17 protein-coding genes are annotated in these 22,865 nt (G+C 74.9%); 6 read left to right on the forward strand and 11 right to left on the reverse strand.

The annotated features are described in order from the left end of the window. Positions 1-118 precede the first annotated feature (118 nt). Positions 119-817 (forward strand): metalloregulator ArsR/SmtB family transcription factor, encoded by a 699-nt coding sequence (locus HUT06_RS08275; RefSeq protein WP_176195172.1) that lies wholly within the window; start codon positions 119-121, stop codon positions 815-817. A gap of 95 nt (positions 818-912) precedes the next feature. After that, positions 913-1,146: a DUF3040 domain-containing protein gene (locus HUT06_RS08280; protein ID WP_176195173.1), complete on the forward strand. Its 234-nt coding sequence runs from the start codon at positions 913-915 to the stop codon at positions 1,144-1,146. Between the two features lie 21 nt (positions 1,147-1,167). On the opposite strand, the gene HUT06_RS08285 is transcribed toward HUT06_RS08280, so the two are convergent. After that, a complete protein-coding gene (locus HUT06_RS08285) occupies positions 1,168-1,587 on the reverse strand; it encodes a MarR family winged helix-turn-helix transcriptional regulator (protein ID WP_176195174.1) in 420 nt (139 codons plus the stop codon). Positions 1,588-1,853: 266 nt separating this feature from the next. On the opposite strand from HUT06_RS08285, the gene HUT06_RS08290 reads away from it, so the two are divergent. Beyond that, positions 1,854-2,666: a glutamate ABC transporter substrate-binding protein gene (locus HUT06_RS08290; RefSeq protein WP_176195175.1), complete on the forward strand. Its 813-nt coding sequence runs from the start codon at positions 1,854-1,856 to the stop codon at positions 2,664-2,666. Between the two features lie 6 nt (positions 2,667-2,672). Here HUT06_RS08290 and HUT06_RS08295 read toward each other — a convergent pair whose 3' ends face one another. The 3 genes from HUT06_RS08295 to HUT06_RS08305 are packed head-to-tail and all read right to left on the reverse strand — an operon-like array spanning position 2,673 to position 8,123. Beyond that, positions 2,673-3,251, reverse strand: a complete 579-nt coding sequence (locus HUT06_RS08295) for a hypothetical protein (protein ID WP_176195176.1) — start codon at positions 3,249-3,251, stop codon at positions 2,673-2,675. Next, positions 3,248-4,618 carry a hypothetical protein gene (locus HUT06_RS08300; protein WP_176195177.1) on the reverse strand — a complete coding sequence of 457 codons (1,371 nt, stop codon included), beginning with the start codon at positions 4,616-4,618 and terminating at the stop codon, positions 3,248-3,250. The genes HUT06_RS08295 and HUT06_RS08300 overlap by 4 nt, the downstream gene beginning before the upstream one ends. A gap of 7 nt (positions 4,619-4,625) precedes the next feature. Beyond that, on the reverse strand, positions 4,626-8,123 hold the full coding sequence (locus HUT06_RS08305; protein ID WP_176195178.1) for an indolepyruvate ferredoxin oxidoreductase family protein: 3,498 nt from the start codon (positions 8,121-8,123) through the stop codon (positions 4,626-4,628). A 52-nt stretch (positions 8,124-8,175) separates the two neighbouring features. On the opposite strand from HUT06_RS08305, the gene HUT06_RS08310 reads away from it, so the two are divergent. Continuing rightward, positions 8,176-8,730, forward strand: coding sequence for an Lrp/AsnC family transcriptional regulator (locus HUT06_RS08310; RefSeq protein ID WP_254715044.1), 555 nt, complete (start codon positions 8,176-8,178; stop codon positions 8,728-8,730). A gap of 14 nt (positions 8,731-8,744) precedes the next feature. Here the strand turns inward: HUT06_RS08310 and HUT06_RS08315 are convergent, their stop codons facing one another. Together HUT06_RS08315 and HUT06_RS08320 are read right to left on the reverse strand one after the other, a co-directional pair. Next, positions 8,745-9,809, reverse strand: a complete 1,065-nt coding sequence (locus tag HUT06_RS08315) for an acetate/propionate family kinase (RefSeq protein ID WP_176195180.1) — start codon at positions 9,807-9,809, stop codon at positions 8,745-8,747. A gap of 14 nt (positions 9,810-9,823) precedes the next feature. Beyond that, positions 9,824-12,181, reverse strand: coding sequence for a phosphoketolase (locus HUT06_RS08320; protein WP_176195181.1), 2,358 nt, complete (start codon positions 12,179-12,181; stop codon positions 9,824-9,826). A gap of 481 nt (positions 12,182-12,662) precedes the next feature. On the opposite strand from HUT06_RS08320, the gene HUT06_RS08325 reads away from it, so the two are divergent. Further along, positions 12,663-13,937, forward strand: coding sequence for an amidase (locus HUT06_RS08325; protein WP_176195182.1), 1,275 nt, complete (start codon positions 12,663-12,665; stop codon positions 13,935-13,937). A 37-nt stretch (positions 13,938-13,974) separates the two neighbouring features. Here the strand turns inward: HUT06_RS08325 and HUT06_RS08330 are convergent, their stop codons facing one another. The 3 genes from HUT06_RS08330 to HUT06_RS08340 form a co-directional block, all read right to left on the reverse strand. Continuing rightward, positions 13,975-16,758, reverse strand: coding sequence for an AAA family ATPase (locus HUT06_RS08330; protein WP_176195183.1), 2,784 nt, complete (start codon positions 16,756-16,758; stop codon positions 13,975-13,977). A 129-nt stretch (positions 16,759-16,887) separates the two neighbouring features. Further along, entirely contained in the window at positions 16,888-17,829 is a 942-nt protein-coding gene (locus tag HUT06_RS08335) for a serine hydrolase (protein WP_176195184.1), read from the reverse strand. Beyond that, positions 17,826-18,788: a LysR family transcriptional regulator gene (locus HUT06_RS08340; protein WP_176195185.1), complete on the reverse strand. Its 963-nt coding sequence runs from the start codon at positions 18,786-18,788 to the stop codon at positions 17,826-17,828. The genes HUT06_RS08335 and HUT06_RS08340 overlap by 4 nt, the downstream gene beginning before the upstream one ends. 113 nt (positions 18,789-18,901) lie before the next feature. On the opposite strand from HUT06_RS08340, the gene HUT06_RS08345 reads away from it, so the two are divergent. Next, positions 18,902-20,551 carry a penicillin-binding transpeptidase domain-containing protein gene (locus HUT06_RS08345; protein ID WP_176195186.1) on the forward strand — a complete coding sequence of 550 codons (1,650 nt, stop codon included), beginning with the start codon at positions 18,902-18,904 and terminating at the stop codon, positions 20,549-20,551. A 14-nt stretch (positions 20,552-20,565) separates the two neighbouring features. Here HUT06_RS08345 and HUT06_RS08350 read toward each other — a convergent pair whose 3' ends face one another. Continuing rightward, positions 20,566-21,804 carry an MFS transporter gene (locus tag HUT06_RS08350; protein ID WP_176195187.1) on the reverse strand — a complete coding sequence of 413 codons (1,239 nt, stop codon included), beginning with the start codon at positions 21,802-21,804 and terminating at the stop codon, positions 20,566-20,568. A 79-nt stretch (positions 21,805-21,883) separates the two neighbouring features. Next, the gene (gene bla / locus HUT06_RS08355; protein ID WP_176195188.1) at positions 21,884-22,858 is read right to left on the reverse strand and encodes a class A beta-lactamase; all 975 of its coding nucleotides are present in this window, start codon (positions 22,856-22,858) and stop codon (positions 21,884-21,886) included. Positions 22,859-22,865 lie beyond the last annotated feature (7 nt).

The following is a 22,865-nucleotide window of genomic DNA, read 5'->3' on the forward strand; positions in this document are numbered from 1 at the left end:
CACCAACAAGTATTGGTGTTATAGCAGCCGCGCGTCAATGATGGGAGGTCGGCTGGGGTGTTGGCATGGCTCGGTGCTGTTTTTGGGTGTTATGGTGATCGCCGGTTAGGGTGGTGGGGTGACTTCGGACTCCGCCGGGCTGGAGGCCGCCGCGATCCTCAGCGACGACCTGCGGCGCCGGATGTACGCGTTCATCCGCGCGGCGAGGGCGCCGGTGACCCGGGACGAGGCGGCGGCGAGCGTCGGCATCTCCCGGAAGCTGGCCGCCTTCCACCTCGACAAGCTCGTGGACGCCGGGCTGCTGTGCGCCCGCTACGCCAACCCGTCCGGCGTCCGGCGGGTGGGCCGGGCGCCCAAGGTGTACGAGCCGTCCGGGATCGACGTGCGGGTCAGCATCCCGCAGCGCGAGCACGGGCTGCTCGCGGGCATCCTGCTGGACGCCGTGCGCGGGCAGGAGCCGGGGGAGAGCGGGCAGGACGCGGCGCTGCGGGCCGCCGGCGAGCGGGGCCGCGCGCTGGGCGAGGCGGAGCGCCGGCCCGTCCGGGGCGGGCGGCTGGGCACCGAGCGCGCACTCACCCGGGCGCAGGAGGTCCTGGAGCGGCACGGGTTCGAGCCGGAGCGGGAGAGCCCCGAGCGGCTGCGGCTGCGCAACTGCCCGTTCCACCCCATGGCGGCGGACGATCCGGGCCTGGTGTGCGGGGTGAACCACGCGTTCCTGTCCGGTGTGGTGGACGGTCTCGGCGCGTCCGGCGTCCAGGCGACGCTCGCCCCGGCCGAGGGTTACTGCTGCGTCGAGTTCGGCCCGCGCGACGAGTGATCCGTCCGGTTCGTATCGGGTTGCGATGGATTTGGGCGATAGATCTTGCTTCTCCCGGTTAGGCAGTCAGGGAGGTCTAGTCGGAGGAGCGAGCGATGAGCCTGCCGTTGCACGAGAGCCGCGTTCTCGCGCTCATCGAGATGGGACTGTGCCGGGACGACCGGGAGCTGGCGGCCCGGTTCGCGATGTTCAACCGGCTGGCGGCGGGTGATCCGCCGCCGCGCCGGGAGGATCTCGAACCGAGCCGGCGGCTGTGCTGGATCCTGACGGCGGTGCTCGTGGTGTCGGTCGCCGCCCTGGGCGCGGTCGCCGCCGCGGTGGCCGGCTAGCCCTCTTCGAGGGCTGGCCGGCTAGCCCTCTTCGAGGGTTTTCAGCTCGGCGCTCAGGCGGTCCAGGATCGGCGCGAGGTCGCGCAGTTCCGCGATGTGCACGCGGGTCAGGTCGGCCAGGACGCGCTCGGCGGCGCCGGTCAGCCGCACCCGCATCACCCGGTTGTCGTCCGGGTCGCGCTCGCGGACGACGAGGCCGCCGTGCTCGGCGCGGTTGATCAGCTCGACGGCGCTGTGGTGGCGCAGCAGCAGGTAGTCGGCGAGGTCCCCGATCGTGGGCGGGCGCGCGCCGCCGTGCCCCTTGACGGCGAGCAGCAGCTGGTGCTGGGCCGGCGTCAGCCCGGCGCCGCGCGCCGCCTCCTCGCTCCAGCGGAGATAGCGGCGCAGCCCGGTGCGGAAGGCGAGCAGCGCGGTGAACTCCTCCTGGCTGAGCTGCTGCACGCGTTCCCCGTCCCTGGAGGTGAGAGTCCGGTCTGTGGTGCTCCGATGCTACTTCACCCTGCGTGTTCGGGCGCTGTGCCGTCGGGCCGGTGGCGTCCGCCGTACTTCGGGCGAACCCGTGACGATCTCCGTGGGGAGAAATAGAGTGCCTCTACCGAATTCCCGGGCTGCTCCGGTTCTGAGTGCAACGCCCGAATGGTCGACTCGGTGGAGGTTCGGGGATGGGCAGGGCTGGGATGGGCAGGGCTGGGACGGGCAGGACGGGGATGGGCAGGGGGCGGGTGCTCGGGGCGGTGGTGCTGGCCGCAGGGCTGCTCGCTGGATGCGGGCAGAGCGGTGAGGAGTCGCTGCTCGACAAGTCGACGCTGGTGGTCGGGGTGCGGCCGGACCTGCCGGGGCTGGGGCTGCGGCACTCCGACGGCCGGTTCGAGGGGTTCGACATCGACGTGGCCCGGTACGTCGGGAAGCGGCTCGGGAAGAAGATCGAGTTCGTCCAGGTGCTGGCGTCCGAACGGCTTCCGGCGCTGACGTCGGGCCGGGCCGATCTCGTCCTCGCGACGCTGTCGGTGACGCCCGAGCGCAAGACGCGCGTCGCGTTCGCGGGCCCGTACTACATGTCCTACCAGGACGTCCTCGTGCGGACGGACATGCGCGACATCAAGGGCGTGCGCGACCTGAGCGGGCGCCGGTTCTGCGCCGTCGAGGGCGCGGACCCGATCCAGCGGCTCCGCGCCCTGAGCGGCATGACGGCGCGGACCGTCCCCGCCAAGAGCTACGACGAGTGCATGCGCATGATCAAGGCGCGGACGGTGGACGCCATCACCACCAACGACGTGATCCTCGCCGGGCTCATCCGGCGCGAGGGCGGCGGCTTCCGGCTGGTGAACGCGCGGATCAGCGAGCAGAACACCGGCATCGGGATCCGCCAGGGCGACACCGACGGCTGCGAGGCGCTCAACCGCGTCATCACCCGGATGTACCAGGACGGCACCGCGGCGCGGCTGATGGACAAGTGGTTCGGCGGCACCGGCCTCGACCTGTCGATCATCGAGGTGCCGCAGTTCGAGGGCTGCGTCTAGCGGCGGCTAATCGCGGGCGTCCGCCAGGATGCGGTGCAGCCCCGCGGCGCGGGCGGCGGTGATGGCGCCCTCGCGGGCGCGGGTGGAGATCTTGCGCTGGAGCGCGGCGACGTCCGCGCGGCGGCGGTCGAGGGGGGAGTGCCGGCGGTCCAGCATGCCGTCGATCACGTTGGCCAGGTCGCGGCCGACGTCGTCGCGGACGTCGCCGGCCGCGACGCCCTGGTCCACCGACGCGCGCAGCCTGACCAGCGCCTCGTCGATGAGGAGGCCGGGCGGGACCCGGTACTGCGGCGGGCTGCTCGAGGGCGGGCTGGAGGACGGCGCGGGCGTCGGGGCGGCGGGTGGTGAGGACGGTGGCGGGGACGGGGTCTTCGTCGCGGGCGGGGAGGCGGCCTGCAGCGGGAGGAGGCGGCCGGCGGAGCGGTCCGGGCCGGCGAGCGCGTCGCCGATCCCGGCGACGAGGACGGTGGCGGCGACGGCCGTGGCGGCGGCGCCCGCGAGCGCCAGCCACGGGACCCGGAGGCCGCGCCGGGGGTGGCGGATCTCCTCCCGGCGCCAGCCGCCGGGGTCCGGCCCGGCGGTCATGCGGCGATGGTCGCGAGGACGCGGTTCAGCTCGTCCGCGAGACCGGGGCTGAGCGCGTGCTCGCGCCGCCGGGTGGCGATCTTGTCGTGCAGCAGGGCGATCCGGCGGCCGACGTCCACGTCCCGGTCGGCGGTCAGGTCGTGCTCCAGACTGGTGATCACGTTGGTGAGGTCGAGGGCGACGTCGGAGCGGATCTGGCCGGCGGCGTGGCCGCGGCTGACGATCGGCCGCAGCCGTCCGAGCGCGCCGCGCACCCGCGTCCCGGCGGGCTCGGCGGCCGGCGGGCGCTCGGGCGCCGTGGCGGGCGGGACCGTGGCGGGCGGGACCGTGGTGGGCGGGACCGTGGCAGACCGGACGGGCGGCGCGACGGTCACCGGGGCGCGCGGCGCCGAGGCGAGGACCACGGCGACCGCGGCCGGAACCGTGGCGGCGACGGTCGCGGCGGCGATGCGGGCGCCCCGCCGGTGGCGCGGGCGCGGGATGGCGGGCGGGCGCAGGGCCCTGGTCCGCTGCGGAGCGGCGGCGATCGCGGGTGCCATGCGGACGCGGCGCGGCGGCGGGTCGTCGCGGATCAGCGCGTCGGCGACCTGCCGGGCGGACGGGGCGTCCTCGCTCAGGCAGCGGGCGGCGAGCGCGGGCAGCTCCCCGGACGTCCCGGACGGCAGGCAGGCGGCCAGGACGGCGCCGAGCGCGCGGACGTCGGCCGCCGCCGGGACCGGCGCGGCGGCGCCCCGGACGATCCCGCCGATGCCGGTGTCGACCAGCCTGACCTCGTCCCGCAGCAGCATGATCTTGCCGGGCCGCAGGTCGCCGTGCGTCACCCCCGCCGCGTGCGCGGCCGCCAGCGCGGCGGCGACGCGGCCGCAGACCGAGGCGGCCTCGCGGGCGGTGAGCCGGCCGCGGCGGAGCCGGCCCGCGAGGGACTCGCCGTCCAGGAACTCGGTCACCAGGTAGGGGACGAGGCGTCCGGAGGCGTCCCGGGTCAGGTCGCCGTCGAAGACCGTCTCCAGCGCGGGGTGCGACAGCCCTGCGGCGCGGTTGACGCCGTCCTGGAACGCGCGGGGCGGCCCGCCGGGCGCCGGGAGCTTGACCGCGACGGGGCGGTCGAGCAGCTCGTCGAAGGCGCGCCAGACCTCCAGCGTCCCGCCGTCGCCGAGGCGCTCCACGAGCCGGTAGCGCTCCGTCAGCCGCAAGCCCGATTCCACTTGGACGTCACCCTCGTCCGCGCTCGATGTCGGCGTCCGCACGTCGGTGCCCGGGTGCGGTCCCCCGGTACGCCAGGAGGTACGCGCGCCCGGCCCCGCCGGGTTCGACGGGCCGCGCGGGCGGGTGATCGCGCTGGTCGGCGCGGTGACCAGCGCGATCACCTGATCTTCACACCCGGGCCGGGGCGCGCTCCGCGCGCCACGCCGCGAGCAGCTCGCCGAGGGCCTCCTCGTACCGGGTGACGTTCGCGGTCTTCACGTCCTCGTAGCCGCGGATCATGTCGGGCAGCTCCGCGATCCGGACGGCGAGGTCGCGGCGGTCCCCGTCCGCTCCGGCGCGCAGGCCCGCGACCAGCTCGTTGACGACGGCGACGTAGCCGGTGACGAGGCGGCGCTCGGCGCGGCGCTGCGCGGCGGCGCCGAACGGGTCGAACGGGGTGCCGCGCAGCCGCCGCATGGCGCGCAGCGCGCGGAACGCCGGGCGGGCCGTCCGGCCGAGCGCGATCTTCCGGTCGAGGCCGACCGCCCGCAGCAGCGGCGGATGCAGCATGTACGACACGGTCGAGCCCGGCCCGAACTGCTCCTCGACGCGGCGCGCGAGCTCGGGGTCCAGGTGCAGGCGCGCGACCTCGTACTCGTCCTTGTAGGCCATCAGCTTGTACAGGTTGCGCGCGACGGCGACCGCGAGCCGCTGCTCGCCGCCGCCCGCCTCCCGCTCGGCGCGGGCGACGCGCAGGACGGCGTCCAGGTACCGCTTGGCGAGCGCGAGGTCCTGGTAGGCGGCGAGGTCGGGGACGCGGATCCGCAGCACGCGGGCCAGCTCGCCGTCCACGCCGGACGACTCGACCAGCGCCGTCGCGGCCGGTGCGGTCGCGTCCAGCGGGCGCGGCGCGACGGCGGTGGCGGCGGCCGGGGCGGGCTCGGCGGCCCAGTCCGGTTCGAGGACGAGGCGCCGCCCCGCCCGGAACGCCTGGACGTTCGCCGCCACCTGCACGCCGTTCAGCGCGAGCGCCTCCTCGATGGCCTTCGCCGACAGCGGCAGCAGACCCGCCTGGTACGCGGCGCCGACCACGATGAGGTTGGCCGTGGTGGTGCTCCCGAACCAGCGTTCGGCGAGCGCGAGGGCGTCCAGCGCGACGAGGCGGCCGGCGTCGGTCCGGCCGGCGATCCGCTGGACGAGCGACGCGCTCGGCGGCAGCGCCGCCGACGTGTCGGTGATCATCCGGCCGGTGGGGACCTCGCTGGTCGACACGACGGCGGCGGTCCGGCCGGGCGCGCAGCGCCGCAGGTTCGGCTCGGTGGTCGCGGCGAGCGCGTCGAACACCAGGTAGGCGTCGGCGCCGCCCGCGCCGACCATGCCGGGGCGGTCGCGCTCGGCGTCCCCGATCCGCAGGTGCGACACGACCGCGCCGGCCTTCTGGCTGAGCCCGGTCTGGTCGAGCGCGCGGGCGTGCCGGCCGTCGATCAGCGCCGCCGTGGCGAGGACCTGGTTGACGGTCACGACGCCGGTGCCGCCGATGCCGACGAGCAGGACGTCCGCCGTGTCGGGCCGGGTCTGCGGCTCGTCCAGCTCACCGATCTCCGGCAGTGACGGCCGCGCCTTCTTCTCGCCCGGCGTCACGGTGACGAACGAGGGGCAGTCGCCGTCCACGCACGAGTAGTCCTTGTTGCAGGACGTCTGGTTGATCTGCGTCTTGCGCCCGAACTCGGTCTCGACCGGCTCCACGCTGAGGCAGTTCGACTTCACGCCGCAGTCGCCGCAGCCCTCGCAGACCGCCTCGTTGATCAGCACCCGGGTCTGCGGGTCCGGGGCTAGGCCGCGCTTGCGCTTGCGCCGCGACTCGGCCGCGCACGCCTGGTCGTACAGCAGCACGGTCACGCCGGGGATCTCGCGGAGCTCGCGCTGCACGGCGTCGAGGTCGTCGCGGTGCCGGACGCGGACGCCGGGCGCCCAGGCGGTGCCGCGCGGGTAGCGGGACGGGTCGTCCGCCACCACGACGATCTTCGCGACGCCCTCGGCGTGCAGCATCCGGGTGATCGCGGCCGGGTCGGAGCCGCCGTCGGCGTCCTGCCCGCCGGTCATCGCGACCGCCGCGTTGTAGAGCAGCTTGAAGGTGATGTTCGTGCCCGCCGCGACGGCCTGCCGGACGGCGAGGCTGCCGGAGTGGAAGAACGTCCCGTCGCCGAGGTTCTGGAACAGGTGCCCGGTACCGCTGAACGGCGCCGCGCCGACCCACATCGCGCCCTCGCCGCCCATCTGCGTCGTGCCGATGCTCCGGTCCTGGAACACCGTCATGACGTGGCAGCCGATGCCGCTCGCCGCGACCGACCCGGCCGGGACGACCGTCGACCGGTTGTGCGGGCAACCGGAGCAGAAGTACGGGGTGCGCGCCGGCGCGAGCAGGTTGATCGCGGGCTTGCGCGGGGCCAGCACCGGGTCGCGCAGGTCGACGTGCTCGGCGCCGACGCGGTCGGCGAGGAGCCGGGCGAGGGCCGTGACGAGCCGGTCCGCGTCCAGGCCCCCGTCGGGCGGGACGAGGGCGGCGCCGCCGGGCCCGTACTTGCCGTACACGGCGGGACGTTCCGCCTGGTCGTACAGCACGTCGCGGATCTGCGCCTCGACGAACCCGCGCTTCTCCTCCACCACGACGATCTCGCGGAGCCCGTGCGCGAACGCGCGGATCCGGTCCCGGTCGAGCGGGTGGATCATGGCGAGGCGCAGCAGCCGGACGCCCCGCCGTTCGAGCGCCGCCTCGTCCAGCCCGAGCCGGTCGAGGGCCTCGCGCAGCTCCAGGTAGGTGCGCCCGGCGGCGACGAGCCCGAGGGCGGCGTCGCCGGCGCCCTCGATCCGGTCGAGCCCGTTGGCCGCCGCGTACGCCGCCGCGGCCTGGAGCCGTCCCTCCAGGACCTCGGGCTCCAGGGACGTCGTGTCCTTCAGGTCGACGCCCGGCCTGCGCGTCGGCCGCCACGGGCGGCCCCGCCACGCGAACTCCGGCAGCACCGGGTCGGGGACCGGCTCGGCGGCGATGACCTCGAGCGAGTCGGCGACGTCGGTGACGACCTTGAAACCGGTCCAGGCACCGCTGAACCGGGACATCTCGAACCCGTGCCGTCCCAGCCGCAGCACGTCCGCGACCGAGGCCGGCACCAGCACCGGCATGAACGCCTCCGCCAGCGCGCCCTCCGTCGCCGACGGCAGCGTGGACGACTTGCACGACGGGTCGTCGCCCACCACCGCGAGCACGCCGCCGAGCGCGGACGTGCCGAGCCAGTTGGCGTGCTTGAACGCGTCCAGCGACCGGTCGACGCCGGGCGCCTTGCCGTACCAGAGCCCGAAGACGCCCTCGTAGAGCGGCCCCGGCAGGTGCTCGGCGAGCTGCGACCCGTACACGGCCGTCGCCGCCAGCTCCTCGTTCACGCCGGGGACGAACCGGATGTCGTTGCCCTCCAGCAGTGCCGCGTCCCGCACCAGCTGCTGGTCGAGCCCGCCGAGCGGCGATCCCCGGTAGCCGGACACGAACCCGGCGGTCCGCAGGCCGCGCCGCGCGTCCGCCCGCCGCTGGTCGAGCAGCAGCCGGACGAGCGCGTGCACGCCGCCGAGCGCGATCCGGCCGCGCTCCAGCTCCAGCCGGTCCCGGAACGGGGAGGAAGAAACGGTGGTGCTCATGCTTGCATTGAGCCCATTTCCCTGAGCGGTGTGCAAGATGTCAGGGCAATACTTGAGCAGATTGCTCAAGTCAGAACCGAGTTACCCGCTGGAGCTGAGCATTGTGACCCGCGCCACCCTCCTCGACCTCCAGATCCTCCGCCGCCTGGTGGAGCAGCCCCGCATCGGCGTCACCGAACTGGCCGCCAAGCTCGGCATCGCCCGCAACACCGCGCACGCGCGCGTCGAGCGCCTGGAGCGCGAGGGCGTCATCGGGCACCGCGGCCGGGAGGTCGACCTCGGCGCCATCGGCTTCGAGCTGACCGCCTTCGTCACCCTGGAGGTCGCGCAGGGGCGGCTGCGCGAGGCCGCCGTGGCGCTGTCGGCGATCCCGCGCGTGCTGGAGGTGCTCGGGATCACGGGCCAGGGGGACCTCCTCGTCCGCGCGGTCGCGCCGAACGGCAGGCAGCTCCACGAGGTGATCGACTCGATCCTCGCCTGCCCCGGCGTCCGCCGCAGCACCACGTCGATCGTCCTGACCCACCAGGTCCCGTTCCGCATTGGTCCTCTCCTGGAGGACGAAGAGCGCCGCGCCCGCCAGGCCAAGGACGGCAAGCCGGGCGCGTAGCGCGGCCCCGGCGCCTAACCGCCCATCGCGGCGCGGACGCCGGCGGCTATCTCCAGGTCTTCGCGGGCCTCGACCACCAGGGTGCGGACGGCGGCGCCGGACGCGGTGACGTCGGTGTCGCCGTCCGCCGCCGCGTTCCGGTCGGGGTCGATCGAGGCGCCGAGGTGGGCGAGGTCCTCGGCGAGCCGCATCCGGACGGACGGGTCGTGCTCGCCGACGCCGCCGGTGAAGACCAGGGCGTCCAGGCCGCCGAGGGAGGCGGCCATGGCGGCGGCGCAGGCGCGCAGGCGGTGGTGGTAGACGTCGAGCGCGGCCAGGGCGTTCACGTCCCGCGCCTCGGCCAGTTCGCGGACGCGCCGCATGTCGCCGGTGCCGGTGAGGCCGCGCAGGCCGGAGTCGCGTTCGAGGGCCCGGTTGACGTCGGCGGGATCGAGGCCGTGCTTGATCAGCCACAGCGGGATGCCCGGGTCGATGCTGCCCGCGCGGGACGCCATGACCAGCCCTTCGAGGGGCGTGAACCCCATCGTGGTGTCGATCGAGCGGCCCTCGGCGACGGCGCACAGGGACGCGCCGGAACCGAGGTGGCAGATCACCGCCCGGGGCGGGACGGCGCCGAGCATCGCGGCCGTCCGGCGGGCGGCGTAGGAGAACGACAGCCCGTGGAAGCCGTAGCGGCGCAGCCCGAACCGCTCGCGCCAGCCCGCGGGCAGCGCGTAGGTCGCGGCGGCGTCCGGCATCGTCGCGTGGAACGCGGTGTCGAAGCAGGCCACGGCCGGGACGCCCGGCAGCGCCTCGGTGATCTCGGCGAGCGCGTGCAGGGACGCGGGCTGGTGCAGCGGGGCCAGGTCCGCGAGGGCGCGCAGGCGCTCGGTGACGGCGGCGTCGACGCGGACGGGCTCGGTGTAGTCGGTGCCGCCGTGGACGAACCGGACGCCGATCGCGTCGGGCCGCGGCATGTCCGCGACCAGGCCCGCCATCTCGTGGCCGGCGCCGGAGTCCTCGGCGAGGACGGTGTCGCCGGCGTCGAGCAGGCTCACCTTGAGGCTGCTCGATCCGGGGTTGACCGTGAGGACGCGCATCGGTCCGGCCCTCTCTAGTACGGCCAGGTCCAGTCGCGGACCTCCGGCGCGTCCTCGCCGTGCTCACGCGTGTAGGCGCGCATCGCCAGGCGCTGGTCGGCCATCCGCTGCCGGATGTGCGCGACCCGCCCGCCGAGCGACGGGACGCGCTCGATGACGTCCATGACCAGGTGGTAGCGGTCGAGGTCGTTCAGCATCACCATGTCGAACGGAGTGGTCGTCGTCCCCTCCTCCTTGTAGCCGCGGACGTGCAGGTTGGCGTGCCCGGCCCGGCGGTAGGTGAGCCGGTGGACGAGGTAGGGGTAGCCGTGGAAGGCGAAGATGACGGGCTTGTCGGTGGTGAACAGGGCGTCGTAGTCGCGGTCCGGCATCCCGTGCGGGTGCTCGCTGGGCGGTTGCAGCCGCATGAGGTCCACGACGTTCACGACCCGGACGCGCAGGTCGGGGAAGAGGCGGCGGAGCATGTCGGCGGCGGCGAGCGTCTCCAGGGTGGGGATGTCGCCCGCGCAGGCCAGCACGACGTCCGGGTCCGCGCCGCCGTCCGTGGAGGCCCACTCCCAGATGCCGATGCCGCGGGTGCAGTGCGCGATCGCGGCGTCCATCGGCAGCCAGTTCAGCGCGGGCTGCTTCCCCGCGACGACCACGTTGACGTAGTCGCGGCTGCGCAGGCAGTGGTCGCCGACCGACAGCAGCGTGTTCGCGTCCGGCGGCAGGTACACCCGGACGATCTCCGGCTTCTTGTTCATGACGACGTCGAGGAAGCCCGGGTCCTGGTGGGTGAATCCGTTGTGGTCCTGCCGCCACACGTGCGAGGACAGCAGGTAGTTCAGCGACGCGATCGGCCGCCGCCACGGCAGGTGCCGGGTCACCTTCAGCCACTTCGCGTGCTGGTTGAACATGGAGTCGACGATGTGGACGAACGCCTCGTAGCTGTTGAACAGCCCGTGCCGCCCGGTGAGCAGGTAGCCCTCCAGCCAGCCCTGGCACAGGTGCTCGCTCAGCACCTCCATGACCTGCCCGGACGGCGCCTGGTGCTCGTCGGTCGGGAGCCGCTCGCCCTCGAAGACGCGGTCGGTCGCCTGGAACACGTCGCCGAGCCGGTTGGACGCCGTCTCGTCCGCGCCCATGATCCGGAAGTTGGCCGGGTTGGCCTTGATCACGTCGCGCAGCCAGGTGCCGAGCGTCCGGGTCGGCTCGGTGGACGTCGTGCCGGGCTTGTCGACGGGCACGGCGTAGTCCCGGAAGTCGGGCAGGGCGAGCGGCTTCAGCAGCAGGCCGCCGTTGGCGTGCGGGTTGGCGCTCATCCGCCGCTCGCCCTCGGGGGCGAGGGCCCGCAGCGCCTCGACCGGGCGGCCGTCGGCGTCGAACAGCTCGTCCGGGCGGTACGAGAGCAGCCACTCCTCCAGCTGCGCGAGGTGCTCGGGGTTGTCGCACACGCCCGCGAGCGGGACCTGGTGGGAGCGCCACGTGTTCTCGACGGGGAGGCCGTCCACCTCCTTCGGACCCGTCCAGCCCTTCGGGGAGCGCAGCACGATCATCGGCCAGCGGCGCCGCTGCGACGTGCGCCCCTCGCGGGCGTCGTGCTGGATGCCGGCGATCTCGTCGAGGGCCTGGTCGAGCGCGGCGGCCATCTTGCGGTGCATCGACGCCGGCTCGTCGCCGCTGACGAGCAGCGGCCGGTAGCCGTAGCCGTCCAGCAGCTGGACGAGCTCCTCCTCCGGGATCCGCGCCAGCACCGTCGGATTCGCGATCTTGTAGCCGTTGAGGTGCAGGATCGGCAGGACGGCGCCGTCGCGCACCGGGTCCAGGAACTTGGTGGAGTGCCAGCTCGCCGCCAGCGGCCCGGTCTCGGCCTCGCCGTCCCCGACGATGCACGCGACGACGAGGCCCGGGTTGTCGAACACCGCGCCGAACGCGTGCGCGAGCGAGTACCCCAGCTCGCCGCCCTCGTGGATGGAGCCCGGCGTCTCCGGCGCCACGTGGGACGGGATGCCGCCGGGGAAGGAGAACTGGCGGAACAGCCGCCGCATCCCCTCGGCGTCCCGCGAGACGTCCGGGTACACCTCGCTGTAGGTGCCCTCCAGCCACGCGTTCGCGACCGCCGCCGGACCGCCGTGCCCCGGCCCCATGATGTAGATCATGTCGAGGTCGCGCGCCCGGATCGCGCGGTTGAGGTGCGCGTAGCAGAAGTTCAGGCCGGGGGAGGTGCCCCAGTGCCCGAGCAGCCGCGGCTTGATGTGCCGGCGCGCGAGCGGCTCGCGCAGCAGCGGGTTCGCGAGCAGGTAGATCTGCCCGACGGACAGGTAGTTCGCGGCTCTCCAGTACGCGTCGATCGCCCGTACCTCGTCGTCGGACATCACGGGCTCGGCCATGGCGCGTCCTCTCCGCTGTCGGTCCCGTCTCAGGGGGATCACGTCCCCCGCATCGGCGGCCTGAACCGTCACAGAAACCCCATCACGCGGGGGATGGCGCGCCCAGGGCCCAACGTCCCCAGGTGGAGCCGGGTGCCGCCGGGCGCCTCCGGTGCCGGACGGCTCGGCGTCCGCGCACCGGAGGCGCCGCGGTATCAGGGTGGACGCGACCGGTTACAGGGGCGGATCCCGCGCGGGCTCCGCCCCGCCCCCCAGCGAACCGGTGGAGGCGTCTCCTCTGGGCGTGTTGAAGCCTGCCTCGTACTCGCCCGTAGGTTCACGGGTCGGGGCGTGCGGTCGGTCAGCGGTAGGAGGGTTGCGATGAACGGCTCACGCAGAGCGACCTATTGCGGACAGAGTGCTACGAAGGGGCGCTCGGCTTGTCCCGCGCGGGCCCCGGTGTGCTAGGCAATGCGGGACGGCTGATCAGGTAGGAGGCGGTATGGGCGGGTTCTTCACCGGGCGCACGCTGGCGGACCTCGGGCAGGGGCTGCGTTCCGGGAAGGAGACGGCGCGCGACCTCGTCGCACGCGCCCTCGACTCGGTCGATCCCGACCTGAACGCGTTCGCGGCCCTCGACCCCGAGGGCGCCGCGGTCGCGGCCGAGCGGGCGGACGAGGAACTGGCGTCCGGCACCGACCGGGGCCCGCTGCACGGGATCCCCGTCGCGGTGAAGGACATCATCGACGTCGCCGGGCTGCCGACCGGGATGGGGTCCGCGCACTTCGCCGGGCACGTCGCCGAAGCGGACGCGGCCTGCGTGGCGGCGCTGCGGAACGCCGGCGCCGTGATCGTCGGGAAGACGGGCACGCAGGAGTTCGCGTTCGGCGCCACCGGCGACGTGTCGGCGAGCGGACCGGTCCGCAACCCGCACGACCGGGAGCGGATGTCGGGCGGCTCCAGCAGCGGCAGCGCCGCCGCCGTCGCGGCCGGCACGGTCCCGCTCGCCCTCGGCACCGACACGGGCGGGTCGGTGCGCATCCCGTCCGCGTTCTGCGGGGTCGCCGGGTTCAAGCCCGCGCACGGCGCCGTCCCGGCCGGCGGCGTGTTCCCGCTGTCGCGCTCGCTTGACCACGTGGGCGTCCTCGCCGGGACCGCCGCCGACTGCCTGCTCGGCTACGAGGCGCTGACCGGGCCCCTGGCGCGGGACGGTGCCGTGCCGGGTGGCCGCGCCGCCTGGATCGAGCCGCCCGCCGCCGACCCCGAGGTGGTGCGGACCGTCCGGGCCCTGGTCCCGGACGCCCCGGCCGAGCCGCTCGACTTCGCCGGGCTGCGCGAGGTGTTCCTCGCGATCGAGTTCAGCGAGGCCTACGACGTGCACGCCGAGCGGATCGCCGCGGCCCCCGACCGGTACCTGCCCGTCACGCTCGGCCGGCTGGAGGAGTCGGGCCGGATGCCGGGCTGGCGGCTCGTCCGCGCGCTGCGCGAGCGGGACCGGTACGCGGCGGAGATCGCGGAACTGCTGGAGCGCTACGACCTGCTGGTGATGCCGACCATGCCGATCACCGCGCCGAAGATCGGCGCGACCGAGTGCGAGTTCGGCCCGCTGACGGCGCTGCTGGTCAGCCTCACCTCGCCGTGGAACGTGCTGGGGCTGCCCGCGCTGACCGTCCCCGCCGGGACGGTCGGCGGCCTGCCCGTCGGCGTGCAGCTCGTCACCCGGCGCGGCGCGGAGGACGTGCTGTTCCGCGCCGCCGAGCGCCTCGGCCGCGGGTGACCCGCCGCTACCGGGAGAGCCCCTACAGGTAGAGCCCCTACAGGTAGAGCCCGAAGAACTCCTCGGGGTAGTCCAGCAGCGGGGGCAGGTCGTCGGCGGTGAGCGTCACCAGGTCCTCCCTGGAGGGCGTCGCCGGCGGCTCCCCCTCTTCCGCGCCGCCCGCCTTCGTGGCCTGCGCGGCCGTCTTGGCGTGGACGGCGGCGGAGGCGACCCGGTCGGCCTGGTTGGCGACGGCGACGTCCAGCATGTTGCGCATCAGCCGTCCGTTGCCGAACGACGGCCCGCGCGGCGCGCGGCGCAGCATCGCCCGCAGCACGTCCTCGGTGCCGGGCGCCAGCTCGAACCCGTCCGCGGCGGCGAGCTGCCCGAACACGGTGATCAGCTCGTCGTCGGTGTAGTCGGGGAAGTGGATCTGCTTGGGGAACCGCGAGTCCAGGCCGGGGTTGGCGGCGAGGAACTCCGCCATCTCCTGCTGGTAGCCCGCGACGACCACGACGAGGTCGTCGCGGTGGTCCTCCATCAGCTTGACCAGCTCGGCGATCGCCTCGTGCCCGTAGTCGCCCTTCAGCGGCGACTGCGTCAGCGTGTACGCCTCGTCGATGAACAGCACGCCGCCGAGGGCCCGCTCGACCAGCCGGCGGGTGCGGGGCGCGGTCTGCCCGATGTACTCGCCGACGAGGTGCGCGCGGGACGCCTCGACCAGGTGCCCGGACGACAGGACGCCGAGCCGCTTGTAGATGCGGCCGAGCAGCCGCGCGACCATCGTCTTGCCGGTCCCGGGGTTGCCGGTGAACACCATGTGCCGGGTCGGCGGGGTGATCTTCAGCCCGTTCTCGCTGCGCAGCCGCGCCGCGTGCGTCCCGGCGACGAGCAGCGCGATCTCGTGCTTGACGGTGTCGAGCCCGGTGAGGTCGTGCAGCTCGGCGAGGGGGTTCCCGGCGGCACGCGCGGTGTCCAGCGCGGCGGGGACGTCCTGCTTGCGGACGACGATCTCGGCGTCCCCCGCGTTCGCCGTGCCGGCCGTGTCCGCCGCCTGCTGTCGCGCCCGCGCCGCCGCGACGACCTGGTCGGCGAGGTGCGGGGCGAGCCGCGCGTTGCGGAGCGTCTGCATCGGCGGCGTCGCGGCCAGCAGCGCGCCCGCCGCGGTGACCGCCGGGCGGGTGCCGCGGGCGCCGCGGGCGGTGAGCGCCCGGCGGAACAGCTCGGCGTGCCCGTCGGCGGTGAACGGCTGCGTCCGCGCGACGCGGAACAGCTGCGGCAGCACCGGGTTGATCTCCCGGATCCGCTCCTCGCCGCCCGCGTCGCACAGCGCCACCAGGTGCAGGTCGGGGTGGACGGCGAGCAGGCGGTGCAGCTCGGCGGCGAGGGCCTCCCCGTTGCCGGGGTCGGCGACGATGCCGTCCAGACCGTCGATGACGAGCAGCCGGTCGCCGGCGCAGTCGCGGGCGTCGGCGTGCAGCCGGGCGACGGCGTCCGGCAGCCGCTGCCCCGCGAACAGGTTCTCGGTGACCCAGTGCGGGTCGCGGCCGAGTGCGAGCGCCCGGCCGAGCTCCTGCGCGGCGTCGCGCTTGCCGGTGCCGTCCGGGCCCGCCAGCAGCAGCCGGACCGGCGCGCCGCCGCCCGTGCCGCCGGCGCCGCCGGTCAGCTCGGCCAGCGCGGCCGTCACCTCCGGCTGCTCGACCAGCGCGGACGCGATGTCGGGCCGGGCGCCGTGCCCCGCCCCGCCCGCCGCGGTGCCGGCGCCCGCGCCGGGCACGCTGCGCAGCGTCTCGGTCAGCGGGTTCACGACCCGGCGGCGCGGCGCGTACAGCCGCCGCAGGTCGGTCTGGAACTGGCCGACCGGGATCCACTCCGCCTTCGGGAACCACGGGTCGCCCGGCAGGCCCTGCACGGTCGCGATGAACCGCATCGCCATGTCCAGCCAGCCGCGGCACGCGTCCGCCGCGCCCGCGACCAGCGCCTCGGCCAGCCACGCCCGCGTCCGCTCCTGCCACGCGCCCGCCTTGAACCCGCGGCGCTCGGCGGCGAAGCGCTGCCGCAGCGCGCCGTACCGGTCCTCGCCGAGCGCGACCGCCAGCTCCGCCGGGACCTGCTCAAGGCTGCCCTGCAGCAGCAGGTGGAGCAGATGGCCCTCGACGGTCTCGTCGCGCGGCGCCGCCTCGATCACGCGCTCGTACGCCGCGAGCAGGCCCGCGCACACCCACTCCAGGTAGCCGACCGGGCCGAGCAGCTCCGGCACCGCCGCGACGATGTCGTCGCCGGCGTGGGCGTGCCAGTGCTCGCGCAGCTCCTGCTTCGGCAGCCCGATCTCGCACTGCGGCGGGTCGTCGTAGAGCCGCAGCAGCGCCTTGCGGCGCTCCTCCAGCGGCTCGATGCCCTCCAGCACCGACAGGCAGTCGCGCGCCAGCTCGATCGCGAGGCCCCGGTCCGGGGCCTCGATCAGCCAGTCCACCGGCGGCCGCCACCGGCCGCCCGGCGCGTCCCAGCGCGTCATCCGGGTGCTGAGCGGCCCCGGCCCGGCCAGGTGCCGGTACAGCAGCCGCTCCGGCAGCTGCGACCACGACCCCGCCTTGATCGCGCCGCCGCCCGGCAGGAACGCCAGCATGCCGAAGATCTCCGCGGTGACCAGCGACGCGGGCAGGGTGAGCAGCTTGTGCTCCTCCGTGGTCAGCTCCACCGCGCGCGGATCGGCCGCCAGCCCGTCGATCCGCGCCGCGATCTCCTCGAACAGCCCGTCCGGGACCCGCCACGGACCGTGCGAATAGACGTCGAGCACCGGCTCGTCGGTGAGCAGTAGCTCCAGATGCTCCGGCAGCCGCAAAGAACACTCCCCAAGAACAGTCAAAACCGGGGTACAGCCTACGTTTACCGGGGCGGTGCCGGGCTAATTGTCGGACCGTTCGGCGGTATCGGATGCAACACGTTCCACCGGGGCCAGTGCACCCCGGGGTCAAGGCCGGCGGAGAAACTCAATGGCCAGCCGCGCCGTGGTGCCGATCACGGCGTCCGCGCGCGGCAGCACGGCGGTGGGCAGCAGCGACCGTGTGAAGATCGCCACGGCGTAGCGGGCGCCGTCGGGGTACTCGACCGCGCCGACCTCGTTGCGGACGGTCAGCAGCGTCCCGGTCTTGCCGCTGACGAGGACGTCGTCGTAGGGGAAGCCCGAGGAGAGCCGGTGCGGCCACACCTGCAGCCCGAGCAGCCGCCGCATCGCCGCGCAGTCCGCGGCGGGCGCGGCCTCGTCCCGCCAGATCATCGACAGCAGCCGGGTCATGTCGCGGGGCGTGCTGCGGCTGGTGCGGGCCGGGTCGAGCGCGCGCAGGCGGCCGAGCAGGCCGGGGTCGTCCAGCTTCGCCCACACGTCCGCGAAGGTGTCGGCGCCGGCGTCGGCGAGCAGGCCCTCGTGCAGTTCGCGTCCGGTGACCTCGACGACCGTGTCGCGCAGCCCCAGTTCGGCGGCGGCCGCGTTCACCGCGTCCCGGCCGCCGACCCGGTCCAGCACGGTGTCGGCGGCGGCGTTGTCGCTCACGGTGATCATCAGGCAGGTGAGGTCGCGCAGCGACATGCGCACCTCGTCCAGCAGCGCCGACACCCCGGTCGGCCCGGCGGTGCGGTCCTCCGGACGCAGCGTGACCTGCTCGGCCGGGTCGAGAGCGCCCGCGGCGGCGAGCCGGTGGAACGCCACCAGCAGCGGCACCTTGAACACCGACGCGAGCACCACCGGCTCGGCCGCGCCGATTGCGACCTCCCGCCCGGTGTCGACGTCGACGACGTGCAGCACGCCGGTCACCCCGGCCGACCGGAACTCCGCCTCGATCCGCCGGACCGCCGCGTGCACACCGCTCGCCCCGCCCACACCGCTCGCCCCGCCCACACCGCTCGCCCCGCTCATGCCAGGAACCCGGAGGACGGGCGGGGCACGACGCGGCGGACGGGCGGCGCGTCCAGCGGCACCATGCCCGCCTCGCGGCGCAGGACGCCGGTCGCGACCGCGCTGAAGTCGGCGATCGCGCGGGCGTGCTCGGGGTCGCGGGCGCGCCGCCACGCGCAGGACGTCCGCCAGGCCAGCGGCTCGCCCACCAGCGGCCGCCAGACCGCGCCGGCGGCGTCGCCGGTGCGCGGGACGAGCGCCACGGCCGTGCCCGCGAGCACGAGGCCGAGCGCGAACTCCGGGTCCCGCGCCTCGTGGACGGCCGCGGGCGCGTACCCGTGCCGGCGGCAGCCCGCGAGGAGCTCGTCGTGCGCGCCGGGCGCCTCCTCGCGCGGGGCCACCGCGAGGTCGCGGCCGCCGAGGTCGGCGAGGTGCACCTCCGGTGCGGCGGCGAGGCCGGAGCCGGCGGGCAGCAGCACGCCGAGCGGCTGCCCGAGCACCGGGCCGAGCTCCAGGTCGCGGGAGTCGCACGGGTGCCGCACCACCCCGGCGTCCAGGGTGCCGTCGGCGAGTGCGCGCACCTGCTCGTCCGTCCCCGTCTCGCGCAGGTCGAGCCGCAGGTCGGGGCGGCGGTCCCGGAACGCGGCGATCAGCGCGGCGACGACCCGGCCGCCGAGGCCGCCCGGCAGGCCCGCGCGCACGGCGCCGACCTCGCCGAGCCGGGCGCGCTCGGCGACGGAGTAGACGCGTTCCACCCGGGCGAGGATGTCACGGGCCTCGTCCAGCAGCAGCCGGCCGGGCGCGGTCAGCTCCACCTTCCGGCTGGACCGGTCGAACAGCCGCACTCCGAGCTCCCGTTCCAGCCGCTGGATCCGCTGGCTGAGCGGCGGCTGGGCCATGCCGAGCCGCTCCGCCGCGTGCCCGAAGTGGAGTTCTTCGGCGACGACGACGAAGCATCGCAGATGCCCGACCAGGTTCACGACCAGCGATGATATCGAATCGGATATATCTGTGACATTGATATCAATCTTGGACTTTCCAGGCGATGCCTGGTGTCCTTGTGCCTCCATACCAGGGGGAAGGGAGATCGACGATGCGCCGATCCCGTGTGCTCACCGCCGCCGCGATCGCGGTGGCGGTGCTGATCGTGGGGGCGGGGGCGGTGTGGTTCCTGCGCGACGGAGAGGGCCCGGACGACGCCGCCGGACGCTACCTCGCGGCGTGGAGCGGCGGCGACCTCGCCGCCATGCGCAAGCTGACCGACAGTCCGCCCGCCGACTTCGAGCAGCGGCTCACCAAGATGCGCGAGGAACTCGGCGTCACCGAGCAGCGCTTCACCGTCGCCTCGGTGGGCGACCCGGACGGCGGTAAGGCGGGGGGCTCCTACAGCGCCGAGCTGACCCTCGCCGGCGACCGGAAGTGGACCTACGAGGGCGCGCTGCCGCTGGTCGAGCGGGACGGCGAATGGCTCGTCCAGTGGTCGCCGAAGGTGCTGTACCCGGAGCTGGCGGAGGGGCAGCGGCTGCGCGCCGCCCGCGCCTGGCCCGACCGCGCCGCCGTCCTCGCCGCGGACGGCAGCGACCTCGGCTCCTCGCCGTCGGGGTCGGCGCGGCAGCTCGCCGGCCCGGTCGCCGCCGCGTCGGCGGAGGCCGCCAAGCGGTTCGGCGCGCCCTACGAGAAGGGCGACCCGGTCGGCGCGGACGGCCTGCAGAAGCAGTACGAGCGGCGGCTCGCCGGCACGCCCGCGCTCGCCGTCCAGATCGTGGACGCCGAGGGCAACGCGGTGAAGACGCTGAAGCGGTTCGGCGGCACCGACGGCAAGCCGCTCAAGACGACGATCGACCCGAAGGTGCAGGCCGCCGCGGGCAAGGCCCTGACCGGCGCGAGCAAGCCGGCGTCGATGGTGGCGCTGCGCCCGTCCACCGGCGAGATCCTCGCCGTCGCGAACAAGCCCGGCGGCTACAACCGGGCGCTGATGGGCCAGTACCCGCCCGGCTCCACGTTCAAGGTCGTCACCGCCGCCGCCCTCGTGGCCGACGGCGTGTCCCCCGCCACGAAGGTCGGCTGCCCCGCCACCACGACCGTCGGCGGCCGGTCGTTCCACAACTACCAGCACGAGGACTTCGGGACGGTCCCGTTCCGCGAGGCGTTCGCGCACTCCTGCAACACCACGTTCGCGCGGCTCGCGGTGGACAAGCTCGGCGAGAAGCGGCTCGCGGAGGTCGCCGCCCAGTTCGGCTTCAACGCCCCGATCATCTCCGGGCTGCCCTCCGTCCGCGCCGCGTTCCCGCCCAACAAGGACGACACCGCGTTCGCCGCCGCCTCGTTCGGGCAGGGCCAGGTGCTGACCAGCCCGCTGAACATGGCGAGCGTCGCCGCCGCCGCGGCCGACGGCACCTGGCGCTCGCCCCGCGTGGTCGACGCCTCCCTGGTGAGCCAGGCCGCCGACGCCAAGGGCCGCAAGGCGGAGGCGCCGAAGAAGCTGGAGCCCGCCGTCGAGAAGGCGCTGCACGCCCTGATGCCCGCCGTCGTCAGCGAGGGCACCGCGTCCGGCGTCGGCTTCCCGGCGGGGACGGCCGGCAAGACCGGCACCGCCGAGTTCGGCGAGGGCGAGAACCCGCCCACCCACGCCTGGTTCATCGGCTACCGCAAGGACGTCGCGTTCGCGGTGATCGTCGAGGACGGCGGCACCGGCGCCGAGGCGGCCGCGCCCATCGCCGCGAAGTTCCTGCGCTCCCTCTGAGCCCGCGGCCGGGGTCACGGCGCCGTCCGGGGGCGGGCGGCGGCGGCGCCGAACCCGAGCGCGGCGAGTCCGGCGAGCGCGGCCACCGCGCCGCCGGACCCGGTGTCGAACAGCGCGCCGACGGCCAGTCCGCCGCCGAACGCCGTCATCCCGGCCAGGAACGACGACGCCCCGAGGTACGCGCCGACCTGCTCCGGCGGCGCGTACCGGGCGACGGCCTGGAAGATCGGCGGCTGCATCAGCCCCTGCCCGAGCCCGGTGAGGACGGCCGCGCCCAGCAGCCCCGCGACCTGCCAGGGGCCGTCCGCGTCCCCGTCCAGCGGGACGAGGGCGAGGAAGCCGGCGCCGGAGAGCAGCAGCCCGGCCCGCAGGACGCCGGGCCGCTCCGACCGGGACGCGCACCACGGCTGGACGGCGGCGACCACGGCGGCGGCCAGGCAGAGGAACGCGGCCGTCCAGCCGGCGCCGAACCCGCGCAGCGGCACGACCGTGGCGGCCTCCGTCACGAGCAGGGTGGACGGCGCGACGATCACGGCGAAGCGGACGAAGCCGCGGTCCCGCGCCACCGCGCGGACGCCCTGGAGCACCGTCCGGGAGGCGCTCGCCGGTGAGGCGTGCGCCACGGGCCGTGCGCGCCGCGCGGGCAGCAGCGGGAAGAGGACGGCGGCGGCGCACCAGGCCGCCGCCGCGCCCGCCGCGAGCAGCGGGAAGCCGCCGAGCGCCAGCAGCGCCAGCCCGGCGGACGGGCCGAGCACGGCGGAGATGTGCCCGCTCACCAGGTACACCGCGAAACCGCCAGGCCGCCGGCCGGGGGACAGGCCCGCGAGCAGCGACTGGGCGGCCGGGTGGTACAGCGCGCCGCCGGCCCCCACCAGGACGGCGGCGGTGGCGAGCCCGGCGGGCCCGTCCGCCGCGCCGAGGACGGCGAACCCGGCGGCGCGGACGACGCAGGCGAGCATCCCGGCGCGCGGCGCCCCGAGCGCGTCGGTCAGCGCGCCGACCGGGAGCAGCAGCGAGTACTGGACGAGCAGGCGGGTGCCGAGCACCAGCCCGATGGTCCCGGCCGCGAGCCCCACGTCGTCCCGCAGATGGACGACCACATGCCCGAACACCGCGTAGTACCCGAGCCCGATCGCCACCTGCACGGCGGCGAGCACCGCGACGACCCGCCGCTCCCGCGAAGCGCTCTCGACCGGGACGGCGGGAGCAGCGGCAACGCGGCCAAGATCACCCGGTGCGTTCGATACGTTCACTTGCGGCGAGTTGTTGCTATCAGCCCTGCCAAAACAACAACTCGCCGCAGGTGAACGGTCGATGTCCTGCGGGAGCGCATCAGGGCTTCTTTCGTAGGGCGGTTGCCAGGATGCCCGCCGTCAGGGCTATGGACTTCTCGTCCGTGTCCGCCTCCGCGCCCTTGCGGGTCGTGGTGACCACGATGATCAGCGGGGCGCCGCCGGGCTTCGGGTAGGCGATCGCGATGTCGTTGGCGCTGCCGTAGGTGCCGCCGGTGCCGGTCTTGTCGCCGACCGTCCAGCTCTTCGGCAGCCCGGCGCGGATCCGCTTGTCCCCGGTGACGGTCGCCTTCAGCCAGTCGATCAGCTGCGTGCGGTCGGCGGGGACGAGCGCGTCGCCCACGGTGAGCGCGCGCAGGTCGTTCGCCCAGGAGCGCGGCGCCGTCGTGTCGCGCTTCTCGCCCGGCTTCCAGTCGTTCAGCCCGGGTTCCGTGCGGTCGCTGCGGCTGACCGTGTCGCCGAGGGAGCGCAGGAAGGCGGTGAGGCCGGCGGGCCCGCCGATCTCCGTCAGCACGAGGTTGCCGGCGGTGTTGTCGCTCTTGGTGATCGTCGCGCGGCACAGCTCCGCGACCGTCATCCCGGTGTCCACGTGCTTCTCGGTGACCGGGGAGAACTCCTGGAGGTCGTCCTTCGTGTAGTGGATCACCTTGTCGAGCAGGCCGGGGGCGCTCTGCCGGGCCTTGCGCAGCACGGCGCCGCACGCCATCGCCTTGAACGTGGACGCGAACGGGAACGTCTCGTCCGCCCGGTGGCCGACGGCGCGCCCGCTGCCGGTGTCGATCGCGTACGCGCCGATGCGCGTCCGGCGGGTCGTCTCCAGGCGGGTCAGCTGCTTCGTCACCTCCGGCTGCGTCTCGGCGGTCTGGACGGCGGTCTGCGAGGCGGTCTGCGAGGTCGTGCTCTGCGGTGCCGCGCTCTTGACGGCCGGGTCCGCGTCCGCGCCGCACCCTGCGGCGGCGGACAGGGCGAGGACGGCGGCGGCGACCGCCCGGAAGGCGGGAGCGTGTTTCGTCATGCCGGTG

Origin of the sequence: Actinomadura sp. NAK00032, from assembly GCF_013364275.1 — a bacterium.
GTDB lineage: Bacteria > Actinomycetota > Actinomycetes > Streptosporangiales > Streptosporangiaceae > Spirillospora.